At 62.8% G+C, this 22,198-nt stretch carries 20 protein-coding genes; 12 read left to right on the forward strand and 8 right to left on the reverse strand.

The window, feature by feature from the left end; translation table 11 throughout:
- Positions 1 to 27 precede the first annotated feature (27 nt).
- Positions 28 to 1,080, forward strand: coding sequence for a 3-carboxy-cis,cis-muconate cycloisomerase (locus AZF01_RS20145; protein ID WP_024706117.1), 1,053 nt, complete (start codon positions 28 to 30; stop codon positions 1,078 to 1,080).
- Between the two features lie 21 nt (positions 1,081 to 1,101).
- On the opposite strand, the gene AZF01_RS20150 is transcribed toward AZF01_RS20145, so the two are convergent.
- Positions 1,102 to 1,599 carry an MmcB family DNA repair protein gene (locus tag AZF01_RS20150; RefSeq protein ID WP_024706118.1) on the reverse strand — a complete coding sequence of 166 codons (498 nt, stop codon included), beginning with the start codon at positions 1,597 to 1,599 and terminating at the stop codon, positions 1,102 to 1,104.
- 167 nt (positions 1,600 to 1,766) lie between these two features.
- On the opposite strand from AZF01_RS20150, the gene AZF01_RS20155 reads away from it, so the two are divergent.
- The 3 genes from AZF01_RS20155 (at position 1,767) to AZF01_RS20165 (ending at position 5,009) form a co-directional block, all read left to right on the forward strand.
- Positions 1,767 to 2,411, forward strand: a complete 645-nt coding sequence (locus tag AZF01_RS20155) for a L,D-transpeptidase (protein ID WP_024706119.1) — start codon at positions 1,767 to 1,769, stop codon at positions 2,409 to 2,411.
- Between the two features lie 165 nt (positions 2,412 to 2,576).
- Positions 2,577 to 3,671, forward strand: a complete 1,095-nt coding sequence (gene nspC / locus AZF01_RS20160; RefSeq protein ID WP_024706120.1) for a carboxynorspermidine decarboxylase — start codon at positions 2,577 to 2,579, stop codon at positions 3,669 to 3,671.
- 87 nt (positions 3,672 to 3,758) lie between these two features.
- Complete coding sequence (locus AZF01_RS20165; RefSeq protein ID WP_024706121.1) at positions 3,759 to 5,009, forward strand: saccharopine dehydrogenase family protein; 1,251 nt, start codon at positions 3,759 to 3,761, stop codon at positions 5,007 to 5,009.
- A gap of 55 nt (positions 5,010 to 5,064) precedes the next feature.
- Here the strand turns inward: AZF01_RS20165 and AZF01_RS20170 are convergent, their stop codons facing one another.
- On the reverse strand, positions 5,065 to 5,529 hold the full coding sequence (locus AZF01_RS20170) for a hypothetical protein (protein WP_024706122.1): 465 nt from the start codon (positions 5,527 to 5,529) through the stop codon (positions 5,065 to 5,067).
- 213 nt (positions 5,530 to 5,742) lie between these two features.
- Here AZF01_RS20170 and coaBC point away from each other — a divergent pair, with 213 nt between their 5' ends.
- Positions 5,743 to 6,942 (forward strand): bifunctional phosphopantothenoylcysteine decarboxylase/phosphopantothenate--cysteine ligase CoaBC, encoded by a 1,200-nt coding sequence (gene coaBC / locus AZF01_RS20175; protein WP_061449861.1) that lies wholly within the window; start codon positions 5,743 to 5,745, stop codon positions 6,940 to 6,942.
- A gap of 37 nt (positions 6,943 to 6,979) precedes the next feature.
- Here the strand turns inward: coaBC and AZF01_RS20180 are convergent, their stop codons facing one another.
- Entirely contained in the window at positions 6,980 to 7,309 is a 330-nt protein-coding gene (locus AZF01_RS20180) for a chaperone modulator CbpM (protein WP_024706127.1), read from the reverse strand.
- Positions 7,306 to 8,244 (reverse strand): DnaJ C-terminal domain-containing protein, encoded by a 939-nt coding sequence (locus tag AZF01_RS20185; RefSeq protein ID WP_036235501.1) that lies wholly within the window; start codon positions 8,242 to 8,244, stop codon positions 7,306 to 7,308. Before AZF01_RS20185 ends, AZF01_RS20180 begins: the two co-directional genes overlap by 4 nt.
- A 170-nt stretch (positions 8,245 to 8,414) precedes the next feature.
- On the opposite strand from AZF01_RS20185, the gene AZF01_RS20190 reads away from it, so the two are divergent.
- From AZF01_RS20190 to pyc, 5 genes are all read left to right on the forward strand, one after another.
- Positions 8,415 to 8,615, forward strand: coding sequence for a DUF2892 domain-containing protein (locus AZF01_RS20190; RefSeq protein WP_024706129.1), 201 nt, complete (start codon positions 8,415 to 8,417; stop codon positions 8,613 to 8,615).
- A gap of 14 nt (positions 8,616 to 8,629) precedes the next feature.
- Positions 8,630 to 9,622 (forward strand): efflux RND transporter periplasmic adaptor subunit, encoded by a 993-nt coding sequence (locus AZF01_RS20195; RefSeq protein ID WP_244435480.1) that lies wholly within the window; start codon positions 8,630 to 8,632, stop codon positions 9,620 to 9,622.
- Positions 9,619 to 12,813 carry an efflux RND transporter permease subunit gene (locus AZF01_RS20200; RefSeq protein ID WP_024706131.1) on the forward strand — a complete coding sequence of 1,065 codons (3,195 nt, stop codon included), beginning with the start codon at positions 9,619 to 9,621 and terminating at the stop codon, positions 12,811 to 12,813. Before AZF01_RS20195 ends, AZF01_RS20200 begins: the two co-directional genes overlap by 4 nt.
- Before the next feature lie 281 nt (positions 12,814 to 13,094).
- Positions 13,095 to 13,844, forward strand: coding sequence for a LuxR family transcriptional regulator (locus AZF01_RS20205; RefSeq protein ID WP_152534411.1), 750 nt, complete (start codon positions 13,095 to 13,097; stop codon positions 13,842 to 13,844).
- A 106-nt stretch (positions 13,845 to 13,950) separates the two neighbouring features.
- The gene (gene pyc / locus AZF01_RS20210) at positions 13,951 to 17,409 is read left to right on the forward strand and encodes a pyruvate carboxylase (protein WP_024706133.1); all 3,459 of its coding nucleotides are present in this window, start codon (positions 13,951 to 13,953) and stop codon (positions 17,407 to 17,409) included.
- Positions 17,410 to 17,448: 39 nt separating this feature from the next.
- On the opposite strand, the gene AZF01_RS20215 is transcribed toward pyc, so the two are convergent.
- Positions 17,449 to 18,357, reverse strand: a complete 909-nt coding sequence (locus AZF01_RS20215; protein ID WP_081725640.1) for an EamA family transporter — start codon at positions 18,355 to 18,357, stop codon at positions 17,449 to 17,451.
- Between the two features lie 66 nt (positions 18,358 to 18,423).
- Here AZF01_RS20215 and AZF01_RS20220 point away from each other — a divergent pair, with 66 nt between their 5' ends.
- Positions 18,424 to 18,906: a MarR family winged helix-turn-helix transcriptional regulator gene (locus AZF01_RS20220; protein ID WP_024706135.1), complete on the forward strand. Its 483-nt coding sequence runs from the start codon at positions 18,424 to 18,426 to the stop codon at positions 18,904 to 18,906.
- A gap of 60 nt (positions 18,907 to 18,966) precedes the next feature.
- Here AZF01_RS20220 and AZF01_RS20225 read toward each other — a convergent pair whose 3' ends face one another.
- Complete coding sequence (locus AZF01_RS20225) at positions 18,967 to 20,097, reverse strand: NADH:flavin oxidoreductase (protein ID WP_024706136.1); 1,131 nt, start codon at positions 20,095 to 20,097, stop codon at positions 18,967 to 18,969.
- Positions 20,098 to 20,199: 102 nt separating this feature from the next.
- On the opposite strand from AZF01_RS20225, the gene AZF01_RS20230 reads away from it, so the two are divergent.
- Positions 20,200 to 20,592 carry a helix-turn-helix domain-containing protein gene (locus AZF01_RS20230; protein WP_024706137.1) on the forward strand — a complete coding sequence of 131 codons (393 nt, stop codon included), beginning with the start codon at positions 20,200 to 20,202 and terminating at the stop codon, positions 20,590 to 20,592.
- 46 nt (positions 20,593 to 20,638) lie between these two features.
- On the opposite strand, the gene AZF01_RS20235 is transcribed toward AZF01_RS20230, so the two are convergent.
- The gene (locus AZF01_RS20235) at positions 20,639 to 21,457 is read right to left on the reverse strand and encodes an APH(3') family aminoglycoside O-phosphotransferase (protein ID WP_051423949.1); all 819 of its coding nucleotides are present in this window, start codon (positions 21,455 to 21,457) and stop codon (positions 20,639 to 20,641) included.
- A complete protein-coding gene (locus AZF01_RS20240; RefSeq protein ID WP_024706139.1) occupies positions 21,441 to 22,148 on the reverse strand; it encodes a DUF1013 domain-containing protein in 708 nt (235 codons plus the stop codon). Before AZF01_RS20240 ends, AZF01_RS20235 begins: the two co-directional genes overlap by 17 nt.
- Between the last annotated feature and the right edge of the window lie 50 nt (positions 22,149 to 22,198).

Here is a 22,198-nt window from a genome sequence, read left to right on the forward strand (position 1 = left end):
GGCCCGGTTTTTCAAGGAGCACCACGCGTGACCATATCGGCATTCGAACATCCCTGGCTCGGCGGCTATTTCGGCGACCCGGAAACCGCCGCGATCTGGTCGCCGGAGCGGCAATTGCGGCACATGCTGGCCTTCGAGGCAGCCTGGAGCCGGGCGCTGGGCGTCTCAGGCTTCTGCGATGCCGGGGAAGCCGAAATGGCGGCGAAGGCAATCGAGGCGGCTGAGATTTCGCCCGAAGCGCTCAGGCCGGGCATGGCCGCAGACGGCGTGCCGGTGCCGGCGCTTCTTGCTCTTCTGCGCAAGAGCGTGCCGGATGCCGCCCTGCACAAGGGCGCAACCTCTCAAGACGTGGTCGACACCGCGCTGGCCCTGACCTTGCGGGAGACGACCGCGCTGTTTCTCGACCGCCTGGCAGAGCTTGGCGCAGCCTTGAAGGCGCTTGAGAGCGCTTATGGCGATGAGACGCTCATGGGCCGCACGCGGATGCAGGCGGCGGCCGAGATCAAGGTCCGCGAGCGGATCGCCACATGGCGGCTGCCGCTCGCAGACCATGCCGATCGGCTGAGCGCCCTTGGGCCGCGCGTCGAAAAGGTTCAGATCGGCGGGGCTGCCGGCGACCGTGCGGCGCTTGGCGAAAAGGCGGACGCCATGGTCGCCTCCGTCGCTGCCGAACTGGGTCTCCGGCCGACCGGCAAGGCCTGGCACGCCATGCGCGAGGGCATTGCCGACTATGCCTCGACGCTCTCGCTGGTTTCCGGAACGCTTGGCAAGATGGGTCAGGACGTGGCGCTGATGGCCCAGCAGGGCATTGACGAGATCGCCCTTTCCGGCGGCGGCGGTTCGTCCGCCATGCCGCACAAGAGCAACCCGGTCCTGGCCGAGCTTCTGGTGACGCTCGCGCGGTTCAACGCGGTGCAGGTCTCCGGCCTGCATCACGCGCTCGTCCATGAACAGGAACGCTCGGGCGCGGCCTGGAACCTTGAGTGGATGATCCTGCCGCAGATGGCGCTTGCAACCGGTCGGTCTCTTTCGGCGGCGCTTGAGCTTTGCGGCAGGATCAGGCGGATCGGCAAGGGGTAGCGGGCCGTCCGCATTTCAGCCTCAGAAGGTCACGCCCTCCGCCTCCAGCCTCTCCAGTACAAGTTCGGCCGATGTCAGCCGTTCGGCGGCGTTGCGGGCAAAGGCAAGTGTCAGCAGTTTGCGCCGCGCCGGCGGCAGCCTGTGCTCGGGTGCGGGCCGGATGACTTCAGCGCCGTAGCGATCGGCGAGCAGCAGGCCGCAATCTTCCGGAAAGATGTCGAGCGGCACGCCCGCATGGGTGGCGAAGAACAGCCGGTCGCAGTAGTCGCGGTATTCCGGCCATTTGGTGTCGACGCGAAAATCCTCGATCGATGACTTGATCTCGATGATCCAGATCTCGCCTTTCTCGGTGAGACAGATGAGGTCGGCGCGGCGGCCGTTCCTGAGCGTCATCTCGCTGATCGAGGCGTTGCGCATATGTTTCATCAGGTACTGGACGCCGCGGCGGACCAAGAGCGCCCGTTCGGACTGGCGGCCGTCGGCCGTCGGGTTCTTGGCGTGAAGATCGACAATCGCCATGGAACTTCCTTTTGATCGATGCATTTTCACAACAGCGCGGTGCCGCCGTGAGGTCGTTTACATGGCTTCCCACCACTTGCGCTTGTCACGCAATGAAATGTTAACCATAAGCTTTTATCAGCTAACTATTATCACTTTTCGCTTCAATCGTCGCCACGAGACCGCTCATGCACATCAGAACGCTTCTTCTTGCACTCTCTCTAACCGGACTGCTTGCCGCTGCGGGCTGCACCACGACCGACGGCATGTCCTCGGGCAAGATGGCGCCGATCTCCGCTTATGCGGCCGTCAGTGACGAGGGTATCGATCTGCCGCGCGTCCCGATTACCGAGGTCGACGACAAGTATCGACGCCAGGTCGTGGACTACGAGACGGATGAAGCGCCCGGCACGATCGTGGTCGATACCAAGGAGCGCCTGCTTTATTACGTCGAGGAAGACGGCAAGGCCGTGCGTTACGGCATCGGCGTCGGCCGCGACGGTTTCCGCTGGTCCGGCAACGCCTATATCGGCCGCCGCGCCGAGTGGCCCACCTGGTATCCGCCGTCGGCCATGATCAAGCGCCAGCCGGAACTGAAGGAATATGCCGGCGGCATGGAGCCCGGCATCATGAACCCGCTTGGCGCCCGCGCGCTCTACCTCTATCGCAACGGCAACGACACCATGTTCCGCATCCACGGCAATCCCAACTGGACCTCGATCGGCCAGGCGGTTTCCTCCGGCTGCATCCGCATGATCAACCAGGACATCATCGACCTTTATGCCCGCGTCGACCCCGACAAGCGCACCAAGGTCGTCGTGCTGCCGGGCTGATTGCGGCGGCGACGCAGTTTCGAGGGCGGTTCTCCGGAGCCGCCTTTTTCATTTGCAAATCCGCGAATTGCAGCGCCCGCGCTTGATTTTGGCGACTGCTTCGATAGATAGAGCCGATACACTTCAAGCGGCATGACCTTTCGCCGCATCCCGAAAGGCCCGGCTATGCAGACCCCCTATTACCTCATCGACAGGTCCAGACTTCAGGAAAACCTCGACAAGATCGCCTGGCTGCGCGAGGCTTCCGGCGCCAAGGCGTTGCTGGCGCTCAAATGCTTTGCGACGTGGTCGGTCTTCGACCAGATGCGCCGGTATATGGACGGCACCACCTCGTCCTCGCTTTATGAGGTCAAGCTCGGTTACGAAAAATTCGGCGGCGAGACCCATGCCTATTCGGTGGCCTACGGCGAAGACGAGATCGACGAGGTGCTGGCGAACTGCGACAAGATCATCTTCAACTCGATCGGCCAGTTGAAGCGTTTTCAGGCGCAGTCGGAGGGCAGGATCCGGGGCCTGCGCGTCAACCCGCAGGTCTCGACCTCGGATTTCGACCTTGCCGATCCGGCTCGTCCCTTCTCGCGCCTTGGCGAACACGACCCGGCGGTGATTGAAACCGTCCTCGATCAGGTTTCGGGCTTCATGTTTCACAACAACTGCGAAAACGAGGATTTCGACCGTTTCGACGAAATGCTCACCGTCATCGAGCAGCGCTTCGGTCATCTTATTTCCCGTCTCGACTGGGTGAGTCTCGGCGGCGGCATTCATTTCACCGGCGAGAACTATCCGCTGGAAAAGCTCGCTGCACGGCTCAAGGCTTTTGCCGAAAAATACAGTGTGCAGGTCTATCTGGAGCCCGGTGAGGCGGCCATCACGGGGGCTGCGACGCTGGAAGTCACTGTGCTCGATACGCTGAACAACGGCAAGGAGCTTGCCATTGTCGATTCATCGATCGAGGCGCATATGCTCGACCTGCTGATCTACCGCGAGAGCGCGAAGATTTCGCCCGATACCGGGCCGCACAAGGTGATGATCTGCGGAAAATCCTGCCTTGCCGGCGATATTTTCGGCGAGTTTTCCTTTGAGCAACCGGTCAAGGTCGGCGACCGTCTGTCGATCGAGAACGCCGCCGGTTACACGATGGTCAAGAAGAACTGGTTCAATGGCGTGAAAATGCCGTCGATCGCGATCCGCGAGGAGAATGGCGAGATCCGCACCGTTCGCGAGTTTGGCTATGACGATTTCAGATCCGCCCTGTCGTGAGGCCGGGCTGACCCCGCGGAGCGGTTCGCCGCTCCAACCCTTGATTTCGGGCAGGCGAAGCTGCCCAAAACCGGAGGCGTTGTTCCGATGAAGAAAAATGTGCTGATTATCGGCGCGGGCGGCGTGGCCCAGGTGGTCGCCCATAAATGTGCCCAGAACAATGATGTGCTCGGCGATATTCATATCGCCTCGCGCACCAAGGCGAAATGCGACGCGATCATCGAGAGCGTGCTGGAAAAGAAGGCGATGAAAGAGGATGGCGTTTTGCTCGCCCATCAGCTTGATGCGCTCGACATCCCGTCAACTGTGGCGCTGATTAACCAGACCGGCGTCGAGATCGTCATCAATGTCGGCACGGCCTTCCTCAACATGTCGGTTCTGGAAGCCTGCCTTGAAACGGGCGCGGCCTATATCGACACGGCCATCCATGAGGAGCCCGACAAGATCTGCGAAACGCCGCCGTGGTATGCGAATTACGAGTGGAAGCGCAAGGATCGCTGCGCTGAAAAGGGCGTCACCGCCATTCTCGGCGCCGGTTTCGATCCGGGCGTCGTCAATGCCTATGCGCGGCTCGCCAAGGATGACTATGTCGACGACATCACCGATATCGACATTGTCGACATCAATGCCGGCAGCCACGGCAAGTATTTCGCCACGAATTTCGACCCGGAAATCAATTTCCGCGAATTCACCGGCACGGTCTATGCCTGGCAGAACAATGAATGGACGACGAACAGGATGTTCGAGGTCGGCCATGAATTCGATCTGCCGGTGGTCGGCAAGCAGAAGGCCTATATGTCCGGCCATGACGAAATCCACTCGCTGTCGAAGAATATGGGCTCGCCCAATGTCCGCTTCTGGATGGGCTTCGGCGATCACTACATCAACGTTTTCACCGTGCTGAAAAGCCTCGGCCTCTTGTCCGAACAGCCGGTGATGACGGCGGAAGGCCAGGAAGTGGTGCCGCTGAAGGTGGTCAAGGCGGTTCTGCCCGATCCGTCATCGCTGGCGCCGAATTATACGGGCAAGACCTGCATCGGCGATTTCGTCAAGGGCACGAAGGACGGCAAGCCGGCGGAAGTCTTCATCTACAACGTCTCCGACCACAAGGAGGCTTACAATGAAGTCGGTTCCCAGGGCATTTCGTTCACCGCCGGCGTTCCCCCGGTCGCCGCCGCCATTCTGGTCGCGTCGGGAGAATGGGACGTGAAGACCATGGCCAATGTCGAGGAACTGCCGCCGAAGCCCTTCCTCAACATCCTGAACCAGATCGGCCTGCCGACCCGGATCAAGGACGAGAACGGCGACCGCGCGCTCGATTTTTCGAAGTCGGTTTAGCTTTTCGAAACAAGACAGGGGCTGGCGCGGGGCGTCTTAAACCGCCGCGCCGGCTTCAGCGTGCAAGGCCGAACTGGATTTCGATCCTGTGATAGCCGGCTTTGGCGCCGTTCCATTTGTGATAGATTTCTCGGCTTTCGCCCGAAAAATCGTGGCGCGAGAACCGGATTTCCTCCACCAGCGGCGCATAGCCCTGCGTGAACAGACCCCGCATCGTGCCCTGATAGGTCCGCGTTGCCACCATGATCGGCTCGAAGCGGCTGAGCTCAAAACGGCCTGCATGGTTATAGTCCTCGGGCTTTCGGACCGGATAGCAAATCGTCCAGTCAAAACGCGTCTTTCCATCCTGCGGCAGGTTCCGCGCGACGAAAACCCAAGGTCCCGCCATGGCGAGCCCGTATTCCGCCGCCTCGCTTTCGATCTCGGGGGATAAGGTCGCCGCCGCCGCCTTAACGTCACGGATGGCGAGAAATCGCTTCCCGGTTAGCGCCCAGAATGCATCAGTCTCAACGATCTTCATCAGAACCGGCCTCTTTTGACATGCATGATGGAACGCATTAACTGGACAATCGTCCGGAGCCAACGAATATTCTAGAATGAACTTGCCAAGTTCATCGGGAAAGCCGCACCCTTTAGAAAAATATTTCTCACAAGGCAAAGTGCGCTCCGGAACCTTTTCCGCCCGGCTATTCATGATAATGATGTTGGCAAAACGCTGAAAAGAACGAAGCCCATGTCGCTGAAAGACAAACGCATTCTCCTGATCATTTCCGGCGGGATCGCGGCTTACAAGAGCCTCGATCTGATCCGCAGGCTGAAGGAACGCGGCGCACGGGTGACGCCGGTGATGACGGCGGCGGCGCAGCAATTCATTACCCCGCTGGCCGTCGGCGCGCTGTCCGGCGGGCATGTGTTTACCGATCTTTTCTCCCGCACGGAGGAACAGGATGTCGGCCATATCCGCCTTGCGCGCGAGAACGATCTGATCGTGGTCGCGCCCGCCACCGCCGATCTGATGGCCAGGATGGCGACGGGACTGGCAAATGATCTGGCGAGCGCCGTGCTGCTGGCGCGCGACTGTCCGGTTCTGCTGGCGCCGGCGATGAACCCGAAAATGTGGTCGGCAGCCCCGACCAAGCGCAATCTGGCGACGCTTCTTGCGGATGGCGCAAAGACCGTCGGCCCGATGGCCGGCGAGATGGCCGAAAGCGGCGAGGCCGGAACCGGCCGCATGGCCGAGCCGATGGAAATCGTTGTCGCGATCGAGACCTTGTTCGATGATGCGCCGAAGCCCCTTCAGGGAAAACGCGCGGTCGTCACGTCCGGCCCCACCTATGAGCCGATCGATCCGGTGCGCTATATCGCCAACCGCTCGTCCGGCCGCCAGGGCCATGCCATCGCCGCAGCGCTTGCCGAGCTTGGCGCGGATGTGACGCTCGTCTCCGGCCCGGTGACGATTGCCGATCCCGGGGGCGTGACCACCGTTCATGTGGAAAGCGCCCGCGACATGCTGACCGCCGTGGAGGCGGCGCTTCCCGCCGATATCGCCGTCATGGTCGCCGCCGTCGCCGACTGGCGGGCGGCCGAAAACGCAACGCAGAAGATGAAGAAGAGGCCCGGCGAGGCCCCGCCGCCGCTCGCGCTTGCGGAAAACCCCGACATCCTGAAGACCATCGGGAATCACCAGCGCCGTCCGGCGCTCGTCGTCGGCTTTGCCGCCGAGACCAGCGATGTTGCCGCTTATGCCCGCGACAAGCTTTCCCGCAAGGGCGCCGACCTGATCGTCGCCAATGACGTATCGAAGGAGGGCGTCATGGGCGGCGCCCGCAACGAAGTGACGCTGGTGACGAAGGACGGCGCCGAGACCTGGCCGGACCTCGACAAGACCGAGGTCGCGGCAAGGCTCGCGGCGTGGATCGCCAATCGGTTCTGAGCAAGGCCTGGAGCGCGTCCAGGAAAGCGGACATGCTCTATCGCCGCTCCTGCAGCCGCTTGATCACCGCCGCGCGCACATCCTCGCCCTCGGCGTTCAGCGCCCGGTCCAGCGCCTTCATCCGTCGGCGCAGCGTGTTGAGCTCGTCCATCAGGCCGAGAACCACCGGAACTGCCTCGTCATTGACCTCGAGATCCTCCGTCAGCTCGACAATCAGTTGCAGGCGCGCGAGGTCGGTCTCGTCGAAAGCCGGGCCGCGTTCGCCCTGGCGGGGCTTGACCCATGATCGGGTGACGCAGATTTCCAGACGTTCGGCGCTCAGCCGGCCGACCCGTTCCAGCACTTGCGTTTTCGTCATGATGATCATCGCCGGCCTCCTTTCCAGCCCGCGCGCGGATCGTGCGGATGGCTCGCGCGCCAGGCCTTGAGCGCTTCCTCAAGGGCGGGGTCCGCCTTTGGCGGCAGCACGATCTTCAGCGTCACCAGCATATCGCCGGTCCCGCCGCCTGTTTTCGGCGCGCCCTTGCCCTTCAACCGCATCACGCGGCCGGAGCTTGAATGGGCCGGAACCTTCAGGTTGACCCGGCCGTCGATTGTCGGCACCGAGATGGTTGCGCCCAGCACTGCCTCGTCGATGCCGACGGGCAGGTCGATCTTGATGTCGTCGCCGTCGCGGGTGAAGACGGGATCGGGCAGGACCTCGACGCGCACATAGGCATCGCCCGGCGGCCCGCCATTGATGCCCGGTTCGCCCTTGCCGGCAAGCCGCAGCGTCTTGCCGTCCTCGATACCGGCGGGAATGGCGAGCGCGATCTTGCCGCCTTCGGGCAGGCCGACCGTCTTCTTCGCGCCAGTGAGCGCCTCGATGAGGCTGACCTGGAGGTGAAAGTGGCGATCCTGCCCGCGCATGCGCATCGAACCACGCTCCCCGAATGAACCGCCGGATGCCCTGCCGCCGAAGGCGCGAGCGAAGAAATCGCCAAGATCGTCGAACCCGCCCTCGAATTCGTAGCGCGCGCTTGGGTCGGCCTCGGCATGGGCGCGGTAATATTGCCGCTCCGGCCGTTCCTGCTGGTTGATGTCGATCTCGCCGGCATCGAAGCGCCGGCGTTTTTCCGGATCGCTCAAAAGGTCATAGGCCGCCGTCACCTGGCCGAACTGTTCGGCCTTGGCGGCGTCACCGGGGTTGAGGTCCGGGTGAAGTTTCTTGGCAAGCTGCCGGTAGGCCTTCTTGATCTCGTCTGGAGAGGCTGTCTTGGCAACGCCGAGCAATTGATAGGGGTCGTGTTGTTGTTGCGCCATGATTGTGACCTTGATCAATCGGCGGACCGGCCGCCTTGTCTTATGATATGGGAATGTCCGTTTCCGCTTTCCAGACTCCGTGAAGCCGCCTGGCGAAGCAGAACGACACTTGCAAAACCGTTATAATAACGTATATACGAAACTACGTAGTTTTTAGCGAGGAGTTTGCAATGTCTCTCGATCGTGCCGTTCTGGCCTTTGCCGGTATCATGGTTCTTCTGTCGGTGGTTCTGACAGTCTTCGTCAGCATCTACTGGCTGTGGTTCACCGCCTTCATCGGCCTCAACATGCTGCAATCGGCCTTCACGGGCTTCTGCCCGGCGGCCATGATTTTCAGGAAGCTTGGCATCAAGCCCGGCACCGCATTCTGAAAGGCGAGATAATGATGCCCAAAGCGCTTGCATGGCGCGGCATGGCCGCGCTTCTTGCCGCCTTCCTTGCTGCCGTCTCAGCCTCTGCCGCGATGCTGAAGGTCGAGCCGATGACCGTGCCGGAATGGAAGGCCGTCTATGGCGAGGTCAAGGCTCGCGACACGGTTCCGGCGCGCGCCCGCATCGGCGGCACGCTCGAGCAGCTGTCGCTGACAGAGGGCGATATGGTCAACGAAGGCGATGTGATCGGCACCGTCCGGGACGACAAGCTCGATTATCAGGTCGCCGCCTACGAGGCGCAGCTGAAAGGGCTTAACGCCTCGCTCGAGAACGCGCGCTCGGAACTGGAACGGGGCGAAAACCTCAACAAGCGCGGGGTGATGAGCAACCAGCAGCTCGATACGCTGAGGACCCAGGTCGATGTGGTCGTCAACAACATCGCCTCGGTCAACGCCAATATGGAGGTCGTCCGCCAGCAATTGCGCGAGGGCGATATCCTTGCTCCGGCATCCGGCCGCGTGCTGCGGGTGCCCGTCGTCGAGGGTTCGGTGATCCTGCCCGGCGAGACGGTCGCCACGATCGGTTCCGGTGGCTTTTTTCTGAGGCTTGCGATCCCCGCCCGCCACGCGAACCTTCTGGAGGAGGGGGCGTCCATCGAGATCAGCCGCCCCGATGCCGAGGGTGAAGCCACCGGCAAACTGGTAAAACTCTATCCGGAACTCGACAACAACCGCGTGATCGCCGACGTGGAAGTCGACGGGCTGAAAACCGGCTATGTCAACCAGCGCTTTCTGGTGCGCGTGCCGATCGGCGAGCGCGAGGCCCTCTTCGTGCCCGAAAATGCCGTGACCACACGCCACGGGCTCGATTTCGTCACCGTCGCCCTGGATGACGGCAGGACGCGGGAGAAGACCGTGATGACCGGCGGCAACGCCGACATCAAGGGTCAGACCATGACCGAGATACTGACCGGGCTTTCCCCCGGCGATGAGGTAATCGTCCCATGAAACCGCACAAGCTTGGTCTTGCCGGCGGGCTGACCAAATCCTTCATCGCTTCGCCGCTGACGCCGCTCTTCCTTCTGGCGGCGCTGGCGCTCGGCCTTGTGGCATTGTTCACCTTGCCGCGCGAGGAAGAGCCGCAGATCTCCGTTCCCATGGTCGACATCATCGTCCAGGCCCCGGGGCTGAAGGCGGAGGATGCCGTCAAGCTCGTCTCCGAACCGCTGGAGACGATCATCAAGGGCATCAATGATGTCGAGCATGTCTATTCGCAGACATCCGACAACCAGGTCATGGTCACGGCCCGCTTCATGGTCGGCACGCCAGCCGACAGCGCGGTGCTGCGCGTCCATGACAAGGTCATGGCCAATATGTCCGACATCCCCGTCGGCATTCCCGAACCGCTGATTATCGGCCGCACGATCGACGACGTCGCCATTGTCGCGCTGACGCTGACGCCCGCCGACGGCCGGGATGCGGGCATCACCGCAAACGACCTGACCCGGGTGGCGCGCGAACTGCAGACCGAACTCACCAAGATTGACGAGGTGGGGCTCACCTATCTGGTCGGCGAGACCGGCGAGGCGATCCGCATCGCTCCCGATCCCGAACGGCTGGCGCTCTATGGCGTGACGCTGAAGTCGCTGACCGGCAAGGTGACGGCGGCCAACCGCGCCTTTTCCACCGGCACGGTGCGCGACAACGGCATGCAGATCGACGTCATGGCCGGCCAGACCCTGTCGTCGCCCGGCGAGATCGGCAATCTCCTGCTGACCAGCGCCGATGGCCGCCCGGTCTATGTCCGTGATGTCGCCGACATCTCCTATATCACCAATGATTCCGACGCGATTGCCTCCTCGGTCACGCTTGCCGAAGACGGAACGATGGAGCGCGTTCCGGCTGTCACGCTGGCGATTGCCAAGCGCGCCGGGGCGAACGCGGTTAATGTCGCGCACGACATTCTCCACCGCGTCGATGAGTTGAAGGGCACGCTCATTCCCGACACGATGGCCGTTTCGGTCACCCGGGACTATGGCGAGACGGCCAACGAGAAGGCGAACGAACTGCTCTTCCATCTGGCGCTTGCCACGGTGTCGATCATCATCCTCGTCTGGGTGGCGATCGGGCTCAGGGAAGCGCTTGTCGTTGCCATCGTCATTCCGGTGACGATCCTGCTGACGCTGTTTGCCGCCAATATCATGGGCTACACGCTGAACCGCGTGTCGCTGTTCGCGCTGATCTTCTCCATCGGCATCCTGGTGGATGACGCCATCGTCGTGATCGAGAACATCGCCCGCCACTGGGCGATGCCCGACGAGCGCACCCGCGTTCAGGCGGCAATCGAAGCCGTGGCGGAAGTCGGCAATCCGACGATCGTCGCGACGCTGACGGTCGTGGCCGCCCTTCTGCCGATGATGTTCGTCTCGGGCATGATGGGCCCCTATATGAGCCCGATCCCGGCGGTGGCATCGGCCGCGATGATCTTCTCCTTCTTCGTCGCCGTGATGATCACGCCCTGGCTGATGGTGAGGATTGCCGGCAAAGCCAAGCTCCATGCCGAGGACGGCCATGGCGGCGGGGCGCTCGGCCGCGCCTATGCGGCGGTCGCCCGCCCGATCCTGAAGACGAAGTTCCGCTCCTGGACCTTCATCGGGCTGGTGCTGGTCGCCACCTTCGGCTCGCTCAGCCTGTTCTACACCAAACATGTCACCGTCAAGCTGCTGCCCTTCGACAACAAGTCGGAACTGCAGGTGACGATCGACCTGCCCGAGGGCGCCTCGGTCGAGGAGACCGACGCCATTGCCCAGGCCGTTGCCGATGTGGTGCTGCAGACGCCCGAGGTGCTGTCGGTCCAGACCCATGCCGGCACGGCCTCGCCCTTCAACTTCAACGGCCTTGTCCGCCATTACTACATGCGCAACCGGCCGGAGATGGGCGATGTCCAGATCAATCTGACGCCGAAAGGCGATCGCGACCGCTCGAGCCACGAGATCGCGCTGGATCTGAGAAAGAAGATCCTGGCGGCGGTGCCCGTGCCTGCGGGCAGTTCGCTGAAGGTCGTCGAGCCGCCGCCCGGTCCGCCGGTCATGGCGACGCTGTTGGCGGAAATCTACGGCCCGGATGCCGAAACCCGTCGCGCTGTTGCCGAAAAGGTCAAGGAGGCCTTCCGCTCCGTGCCCTTTATCGTCGATGTCGATGACAGCTACGGTCAGCAGACGCGGCGTCTGAGGGTTGCGATTTCCGGCGACGATCTGGAAAGCTATGGCGTTGCCGAACAGGACGTTTTCGACGCGCTGTCGGCGCTGAACGGCACCGCCACGGTTGGCTACTCCCACCGCGGCGGCGGTCGTCCGCCGATCCCGATCGAGATCGGCCGCACCAAGGACCAGAAGGTGCTCGACGAGACTTTCCTGTCGACGCCGGTCGCGTCCGCCACCGGCGGAACCGCCTCTGTCGTCGAACTCGGCGACGTCGTGACGGTCACCGAAGAGCCGACCTCCTACGCCATCTTCCGCCACAACGGTCACTATGCCGACATGGTGACCGGCGAACTGGCAGGCGATTTCGAAGCGCCGCTCTACGGCATGCTCGCCGTTCAGGACGCGATCGACGCGATGGACTGGGGCGACCTGCCGAAGCCTGTCATCAAGCTGCACGGCCAGCCGGAAGATGAATCCGAGCCGGTTCTGCTGTGGGACGGCGAATGGGAGGTCACATGGGTCACGTTCCGCGATATGGGCGCCGCCTTCATGGTTGCGCTTCTCGGGATCTATATCCTCGTCGTCGCCCAGTTCGGCTCGTTCAAGGTGCCACTGGTGATCCTGACGCCGGTGCCGTTGACCTTTATCGGCATCATGCTCGGCCACTGGATGTTCAACGCGCCGTTCACGGCGACCTCGATGATCGGCTTCATCGCGCTCGCCGGCATCATCGTGCGCAATTCGATCCTGCTGGTCGACTTCATCCGGCATACCAAGTCGGATGACGTGCCGATGATCGACACGTTGATCGCGGCGGGTTCGATCCGCTTCAAGCCGATCCTGCTGACTGCGCTTGCGGCGATCATCGGCGCGGCCGTCATCCTGGCCGATCCGATCTTCCAGGGTCTTGCAATCTCGTTGCTGTTCGGCCTCATCTCGTCGACCCTGCTGACGGTGCTGATCATCCCGGCAATCTATCGGGTGCTGAGAAGCTGATGCGAAGACCGGTGGCCGCCATGCCGCAAAATGGCGGCCGCCGCAACGTTGCGGAATGTCTGCGCCGCAGGCCCGCGGGAGCGCCCTCTGCCACTTTTGCGCACAATGGAAAAGCATAGCCTCACTAATCCCATGGTTGCTATTGCCCTTGATACGTGTAAAAACTAGGCGTTGTAATCACACCTCGCCTGCGCTTGAAAAAGACGGGTGATTCGAAGCGAAATCAGTCGCCGGCCGGTGCAAAGGAAGCCTTGCCGACGCGCCCGAAAGACAAGATTCCCTTGCAGAAATATCAAGACCTGCTGGAATACCTCGTTCTGATCCACGAGATAGACAGCCTGACGAGCCTTCGGGCGGCCATGGAAAAGGTTGCCCGACGCTATGATTTCGCGCGGACCGGATTGTTTCGGCGGTCGCTGACCCCCGCCCGTGACGCGGTCGCATGGCGCTGCCTTGTCGGGAGCGAGCCCGATGCCGAGCACCCGATACTCTTTGACGGCGCCGTCGATGGCGTTCTGCTGGCGACCGGCGCGCTCGAAGGCGCATATTTCTGGGATTCGGCGCTCGCGGCCGGTGGGCGGTTCAATCCCGCGCTTTCTCGCGAACTGCGTCTGCGGTGCGTCCGGGCGGCGCAGGAGGGGCTGGCTTACGGCGTCACCTTCCCGGTCTTCGGGCGTGAGGGGCTGGCCGGCACGCTTGCAATGGCGCGCGGCCGGCGGATCGAGCTTTCTCCGCTGGAAATCAGCCTCTTCAGCGCGCTCGCCCGGGAAACGCTCAACCGTTGTCTTGTTATTCTGCGATGCGGCGAAGCCGATGCGCCCGGAGGGAACACGGTCCCGGCGCTCTCGCTGCGTGAGCTGACCATTCTCAAGAACCTGGCCGACGGGATGACGTCGGTCGAAGCCGGAAGGACGATCGGCCTCACCAATCATACGGTCAACTGGTATGTCAGCGGCCTGCAGCAGAAACTCGGCGCGCGCAACCGGCAAAACCTCGTCGCCCTTGCGTTCCGGCTCGGTCTCGTCTCCTGATTGCGGCAAATCGATTAAGGCATCAGGGCGGGTTTGCGCTTGCCCGAGAGTTTGGCTATGACTTTGAAATTGCGATTGTCACGCTTTTTTCCTGAGGAGGCCTTCCTTGCCGATTTCAAAGATACTTGTCGCCAACCGCTCCGAGATTGCCATCCGTGTTTTTCGCGCTGCAAACGAACTGGACATAAAAACGGTCGCGATCTGGGCGGAAGAGGACAAGCTGGCGCTCCATCGGTTCAAGGCGGATGAGAGCTACCAGGTCGGACGCGGCCCTCACCTCGATCGCGATATGGGTCCGATCGAGAGCTACCTTTCCATCGAGGAAGTGATCCGCGTCGCCAAGCTTTCCGGCGCCGATGCCATCCATCCGGGGTACGGCCTTCTTTCCGAAAGCCCGGAGTTCGTCGATGCCTGCGCGGAAGCCGGCATCACCTTCATCGGCCCGAAGGCTGAGACCATGCGGCGGCTCGGCAACAAGGTCGCGGCCCGCAATCTCGCCATCGAGGTCGGCGTGCCGGTCGTGCCGGCGACCGACCCGCTGCCCGACGACATGGCGGAAGTCGAGCGCATGGCAGAGGAAATCGGCTTTCCGGTGATGCTGAAAGCCTCCTGGGGCGGCGGCGGTCGCGGCATGCGCGTCATCCGTTCCAAGGCCGATCTCGCCCGCGAGGTGACCGAGGCAAAGCGCGAGGCCAAGGCCGCCTTCGGCAAGGACGAGGTCTATCTCGAAAAGCTGGTGGAACGCGCCCGGCACGTGGAAAGCCAGATTCTCGGCGACACCCACGGCAATGTGGTGCATCTGTTCGAGCGCGACTGCTCGATCCAGCGCCGCAACCAGAAGGTCGTCGAACGCGCGCCGGCGCCGTATCTCACCGACGAACAGCGCGCCGAACTCGCCGAATACTCGCTGAAGATCGGCCGGGCCACTGACTATATCGGCGCGGGCACCGTCGAATATCTGATGGATGCCGATACCGGCAAGTTCTACTTCATCGAGGTCAATCCGCGCATCCAGGTCGAGCACACCGTCACCGAGACCGTGACCGGCATCGATATCGTCAAGGCGCAGATCCATATTCTCGACGGCGCGGCGATCGGCACGGAGGAATCCGGCGTTCCGCCGCAGGAGGAGATCTATCTGCGCGGCCACGCGCTGCAGTGCCGCATCACCACGGAAGATCCCGAACACAATTTCATTCCCGATTACGGCCGCATCACCGCCTATCGCGGCGCCACCGGCTTCGGCATCCGCCTCGACGGCGGCACGGCCTATTCGGGCGCCGTCATCACCCGTTTCTACGATCCGCTTCTGGAAAAGGTCACCGCCTGGGCGCCGTCTCCGCAGGAGGCGGCGCGTCGCATGGACCGGGCGCTGCGCGAGTTTCGCATTCGCGGCGTCGCCACCAACCTGACCTTCCTCGAAGCGATCATCACCCATCCGCAATTCATGGACTACAGCTACACCACGCGTTTCATCGACGAGACGCCGGAGCTGTTCTCCCAGGTCAAGCGCGCCGACCGCGGGACCAAGCTCCTGACCTATCTGGCCGATGTCACCGTCAACGGCCATCCGGAGGTCAAGGGCCGTCCGCGCCCCTCCGATGAGATCGCGGCGCCCGTCGTGCCCTTCATCGAGGGCGATCCGAAGCCTGGTACCAAGCAGCTTCTCGACAAGATGGGGCCGGAGAAATTCGCCAAGTGGATGCGCAATGAAAAGCGCGTCCTGATGACCGACACCACCATGCGCGACGGCCACCAGTCGCTGCTGGCGACCCGCATGCGCACCCATGACATTGCGACCATCGCCGGCACCTATGCCCGGGCGCTGCCGGAGCTTCTGTCGCTCGAATGCTGGGGCGGGGCAACCTTCGACGTGTCGATGCGCTTCCTGACGGAAGACCCCTGGGAGCGGCTGGCGAAGGTCCGCCAGAACGCGCCGAACCTTCTGCTGCAGATGTTGCTCAGGGGCGCAAACGGCGTCGGCTACAAGAACTACCCCGACAATGTGGTCAAGTATTTCGTTCGCCAGGCGGCCGCGGGCGGGATCGATCTCTTCCGCGTCTTCGACTGCCTCAACTGGGTGGAGAACATGCGCGTTTCGATGGACGCCGTTGCCGAGGAAGGCAAGCTCTGCGAGGCGGCGATCTGCTATACCGGCGACATCATGAATGCGCGTCGACCGCAATATGACCTGAAATACTACACCGACCTTGCCAGGGAACTGGAAGCCGCCGGCGCCCATATCATCGCGGTGAAGGACATGGCCGGCCTGCTGAAGCCGGCAGCCGCCAAGATGCTGTTCACCGCCCTGCGCGATGCGACCGAACTGCCGATCCATTTCCACACCCACGACACGTCGGGCATTGCGGCCGCCACCGTGCTGTCGGCGATCGACGCCGGCGTCGATGCCGTCGATGCGGCCATGGACGCGTTCTCCGGCAACACCTCGCAGCCCTGCCTCGGCTCGATCGTCGAGGCGCTCAAGGGCCACGAGCGTGATCCGGGGCTGAACACCGGCTATATCCGCCGCATCTCCTTCTACTGGGAGGCCGTGCGCCACCAGTATGCCGCCTTTGAAAGTGACCTGAAGGGGCCGGCCTCGGAAGTCTATCTGCACGAAATGCCCGGCGGCCAGTTCACCAATCTGAAGGAGCAGGCCCGCTCGCTCGGGCTTGAGACCCGCTGGCACGAAGTGGCGCAGGCCTATGCCGATGCCAACCAGATGTTCGGCGATATCGTCAAGGTCACGCCGTCGTCCAAGGTTGTCGGCGACATGGCGCTGATGATGGTCAGCCAGGATCTCTCCGTTGCCGACGTCGAAAACCCGGCCAAGGACATGTCCTTCCCGGATTCGGTCGTCTCCATGCTGAAGGGCGATCTCGGCCAGCCGCCGGCCGGATGGCCGGAGGGGCTGCAGAAGAAGGCGCTGAAAGGCGACAAGCCCTATACGGTGCGTCCCGGTTCGCTGCTGGAAGAGGCCGATCTGGAGGCCGAACGGAAGCAGGCCGAGGAGAAGGTCGGGCGTGAGATCAATGATTTCGAGCTCGCCTCCTACCTGATGTATCCGAAGGTCTTCGTCGATTATGCGCTGGCGAGCGAAACCTACGGCCCTGTTTCGGTTCTGCCGACGCCTGCCTATTTCTACGGTCTCGACGAGGGTGACGAACTGTTCGCCGATCTCGAAGTCGGCAAGACGATCGTGGTGCAGAACCAGGCGGTCACCAGCCCGGACGAGAAGGGCATGGTCACCGTGTTCTTCGAGCTGAACGGCGCGCCGCGCTCGATCAAGGTGCCGGACCGTGCCCATGGGGCAACAGGCGGGGCCAACCAGAAGGTGGATCCGGCAAACCAGAACCAGATCGGCGCGCCGATGCCGGGCGTGATCTCGACGGTCGCCGTTTCCGCCGGCCAGCAGGTCTCCTCGGGCGACGTACTGGTCTCGATCGAAGCGATGAAGATGGAAACCGCGCTCCACGCCGACCGCGACGGCGTCATCAAGGAAGTCCACGTCAAGGCCGGCGACCAGATCGACGCCAAGGACCTTCTGGTGGTGTTTGAGGGGTGAGACCGGCCCTCGTCCGCCTGAGATGTTCGAAAACCCCGGTCATTCGGCCGGGGTTTTTGCATCTGCGTGCGTGGCGACGGGCGAAGGGGCGGGACCGCCTGTCATACGGCCGAGCCAGAGGCTTGCCAGCACCAGCACGGCACCCGCGACCTGCAGCGGCGACAAGGCCTGGCCCAGCAGAACCCAGCCGAGCAGGACCGCGCTCAAGGGGCTCAGGAAGCCGAGGAGGGCGGCGCGTGAGGGGCCGATCATGGCGATGCCGCGAAACCAGAAGAAATAGGTGAGCGCCGCGCCGATGAGGCCGAGCCAGGCGAGGCCGATCAGGTTTTCGGCCGTCGGAACCGGGAAAGCGGGCTCGAGGATGAGAGCCAGCGGCAGGAGCAGCAGACCGCCGGTGGTCAGTTGCCAGGCGGTCAGCGTCAGCGGCGGCACGGGAAACTGCCATTTGCGGGTCAGCACCGTGCCCGCCGCCATTGACAGCGCGCCGCCGAAGGCCGCGGCAATGCCGAGGGGATCGAGCACGGCGTTCGGCGACAGCACGAGAAAGGCAACGCCTGCGAGCCCGCCGAGCGCGGCCAGCACGCCGAGCGGCCGGATCGCGGTGCCGAGGGCAGCGCGCGACAGAAACAGCACGATCAGCGGCTGGGTCGCACCAAGGGTTGCGGCAACGCCGCCGGGCAGGCGATAGGCGGCGACGAACAGCAGGCTCCAGAACAGCGCGAAGTTCAAGAACCCGAGCGCAAACAGGCGCGGCAGCATGGCGGGCGAGGGCAATTGCCGGACCGCGACAAGCAGGATGAGGCCCGCCGGCAGCGCCCGAAGCAGCCCGAGGGTCAGGGGCATGCCCGCCGGCAGAAGCTCGGTGGTGACGATATAGGTGCTGCCCCAGATGGCGGGCGCCAGCGCGGTGAGCAGGACATCGGATGTTTTCGGCATGGCTGCCTCCATTTATCTTGACGTCAAACTACATGGTTATAGCTTGACGTCAAGATAAAATCTCGGCATGGTCGATCCATGGATCATGTCGACAGTATTCTTGCCGAGTGGCAGTCCGAGCGTCCGGATCTCGACGCCATGCCGATGGGCGTGATGGGCAGGCTCAAGCGGCTGCAGCAGCATCTTGCGCGCAATCTGGAAGCGGTGTTTTCCCGCTACGGACTGAATGCCGCGAGTTTCGACGTGCTGGCGACGCTGAGGCGTTCCGGCCCGCCCTATGCGCTCTCGCCGTCGGTGCTGATGGAGCGGACGATGGTCTCCTCCGGCACGATGACCAACCGGCTCGACCGGCTGGAGGCGGCGGGCTTCATCTCGCGTGAGCGCAATCCGGAGGATGGGCGCGGTTTCGTCATCGCGCTGTCAGACAAGGGGTTCGCCCTGATCGACGAGGCGGTGAGCGCCCATGTCGAGAACCAGCACAGGCTGATCGCGTCGTTGCCGATGGAAGACCGCGCGGCGCTGGACAGACTGCTGGCCAAATGGCTGGCGGCGTTTGAATGAGCGCCGCCGCGCCGCAAAACAAAGGCCGGACGCGCCTGGCATCCGGCCTCCTCGCAAATCTCAGACAAGCTCTGCAAGCGTTTCACGTGAAAAGGCGCGAAGCTTGTCGATCTCACCCGCTTCGACCTTTTTCACCCATTCTGGATCCTTGATCAGCGCGCGGCCGACGGCGACCAAATCGAACTCGTCCTTTTCCATGCGCGAGACCAGTTTCTCAAGGCCGGAGGCCGAGGCGGAGGTTTCAGCGCCGCCGAAGGAGCCGAGGAAATCCGCGCCGTCAAGGCCGACAGACCCGACCGAGATCGTCGGCACGCCGGTGATCTTCTTGGCCCAGCCGGCGAAATTCAGCCCGCTCTCTCCGTCGATCGCGGGGAATTCCGGTTCCCAGAAGCGGCGTTGCGAGCAGTGCAGCATGTCGGCGCCGGCATCCACCAGCGGTTCCAGCCATTCGGCCATCTCGTCCGGCGTGGTGGCGATCTTCGCATTGTAGTCCTGCTGCTTCCACTGGCTGAGGCGAATGATCACCGGCATGTCGTCGGAGACGGCCTCGCGCACGGCCTTGATCACCTCGGCGGCAAAGCGCGCGCGCTCGCCAATCGCGGGGCCGCCCCAGCGGTCCTCGCGCAGGTTCAACTCCGGCCAGAAGAACTGGTCGATCAGATAGCCATGGGCGCCGTGAAGCTCGACCACATCGAAGCCGAGGCGCTCGGCGTCTGCGGCCGCCTTCGCAAAGGCCGAGATCGTGTCGGCAATGTCTTCCTCGCTCATCGCGTGGCCGCGCTTCTCGCCCGGCTTGACGAAACCGGAGGGGCTTTCGGTCTCATCGGGGTTCGGCGGATAATCGGCAGCGGCAATGGTGTTGGCCACATGCCATATCTGCGGCCCCATCCTGCCGCCGGCCGCATGGACGGCGTCGATCACGTTTTTCCAGCCTGCGAGCGCTTTTTCGCCGTGGAAATCCGGAATGCCGGGCAGGTTCTTGGAGTTGGGACGGTCGATGACGGTGCCTTCGGAGAGGATCAGCCCGACATCGCCCTCGGCGCGGCGGCGGTAGTAATCGGCGACATTCTGGCCGGGCACGCCTTCCGGCGAAAAGCCGCGCGTCATTGGCGCCATGACGATGCGGTTCTTCAACTGGAGTGACTTGAAACTAAAGGGACGGAACAGCGTGTCGGTGTTCAGCGCGGCCATGGAAACTTCCTCTTTCGGTTACGATTGGCCGTATAGGTATAAAAATTAGACCTAGTGTCAATAAGGCAAGTGTGGTAATCTAGGTATCCTGGAGGTAACCCTATGGATCAAACTGTCAGATCATGTCCGCAATTCAGCGCCAACTGCATCGGCCGCGAAATATTGGACCAGATATCGGGGAAGTGGTCGATCATGACGCTTTCAGCGCTTGCTTATGGGCCGCTTCGCTTCAATGCGATCCGACGCGACCTTGAGGGCATTACCCAGAAAGCGCTGACCGATACGTTGCGGCGGCTCGAACGCAACGGTCTCGTCGAGCGCAAGGTGCTGGATACGGCGCCCGTCGGAGTGGAATATGCGCTGACGCCGCTCGGCGCGTCGCTGAAGCAGCTTTATTGCGCGATCTATCAATGGGCGCGCGACAATAGCGACGAGATTGTCGATTCGCGCGCGCGGTTCGATGAAAAGGCGAAGCGGCGGACGGCGGCCGCCTAGTGCATCGGGCGAAAAAGCGGTATCCGGTTTTTGGCAATCCGACGATCTAGAAGAATTCGTCCAGCGTTCGGTAATACCGCATGCGTGCCGCATCCGGTGCAGAAAGCCCGTAGGATTTCAGAAATCCGGCAACAGCTTCCGCGCCGAAATTGCTCTGGATGCTGCTGACGGCAATTGCGATATCCTGATAGCGATCTGCGACACCGAGACGACCGCAATCGATGTAACCGGAAAACCCTTCGGCGGTTGCCATGAAATTCGGCATCGAGGCATCGCCATGGGTCACGACGATATCGGTTTCCTGGGGCCTGTTCGCGGTGAGCCAGGCAAACAGCTCTTGCGCGCCCGCGTCCCGGTTGTCGTCGTCGAAATCGTCTTCGTCCACGAGGCCGGCGCGCATGCGGGCTTCGGCAAGCCGCAACCGGTTCTCCAGACGATGATCGAAGGGGCAGCCGGCCACCGGTTGCGCATGGAGGGTGCGCAGCGCCGAGGCGGCGAACTCCACTCTGGCCAGCACGGGAATATCGTCGGCGCGCGCGAGATCGCTGCCGGAAAGCGCACTCATCAGCAGGAAATGCCGGCCGCCGCCGGTCTCAAAGACGATAGGGGTAGGCGATGCCAACCCCTCACGACGCAGCCATGAAAGCCGCTCGACTTCTGCCGGGAGCTCGGAAAACGCTCCCGCGATCTCGCTTTTGAGAACAACATTGGGCCGGCCGGCGGCACGCAACAGGAAGACATCCGCAGAGGAGCAGCCGATATCGACGCCTTCCCAGTCATAGCCCGCAAGCCTCCTCGCAAGGCCTGCGGGGAGCACAGCGGGATCGATGCCGGGCGTCTCTGGCTGGTCAGCGGTTGTCGTCATCCTCGTCTTCATCGCCTTCATTGTTCAGCGAGGCAAAGCGCGAGAACACCTCGTCGGCGGACATGCCCTTGTCTTCCTGCGATGCGTTGACGCTGTCGCCGAGGCTTTCCATCTCGCTTGCGGAAGCCAGGCGGGCATTGTCGAGTTCCTCGGCCGACGGGAGAGGGCGGTCCTTGGCCGATTTTTCGACTTCGAGATCAAGGTCTATCTGGCTGCAGAGGCCGAGCGTCACCGGATCCATCGGCGTCAGATTGGCCGAGTTCCAGTGGGTGCGGTCGCGGATCTGCTCGATCGTCGACTTGGTGGTGCCGACGAGGCGCGAAATCTGCGCGTCCTTCAGTTCCGGGTGGTTGCGCACCAGCCACAAAATGGCATTGGGGCGATCCTGACGCTTGGAAACGGGCGTGTAGCGCGGCCCCTTGCGTTTGGATTCCGGCACCCGCACCTTCGGCTCGGAGAGTTTCAGCTTATGGTTCGGATTGTTCTCCGCGCGCGCGATCTCGTCGCGCGAAAGCTGGCCGGTCGAGATCGGGTCGAGGCCCTTGATGCCCTGCGCGCTCTCGCCGTCTGCAATGGCCTTGACTTCCAGCGGGTGGAGCTTGCACAACTCGGCAATCTGATCGAACGACAAGGCCGTGTTGTCCACGAGCCATACGGCTGTCGCCTTGGGCATAAGCAGCTTTTGTGCCATTGGATAAAGTCCTTCTGTCGTCCGCGCCGGTGTCGCGGTCCGTGGGTTTT

The organism is Martelella sp. AD-3 (genome assembly GCF_001578105.1).
Classification (GTDB): domain Bacteria; phylum Pseudomonadota; class Alphaproteobacteria; order Rhizobiales; family Rhizobiaceae; genus Martelella.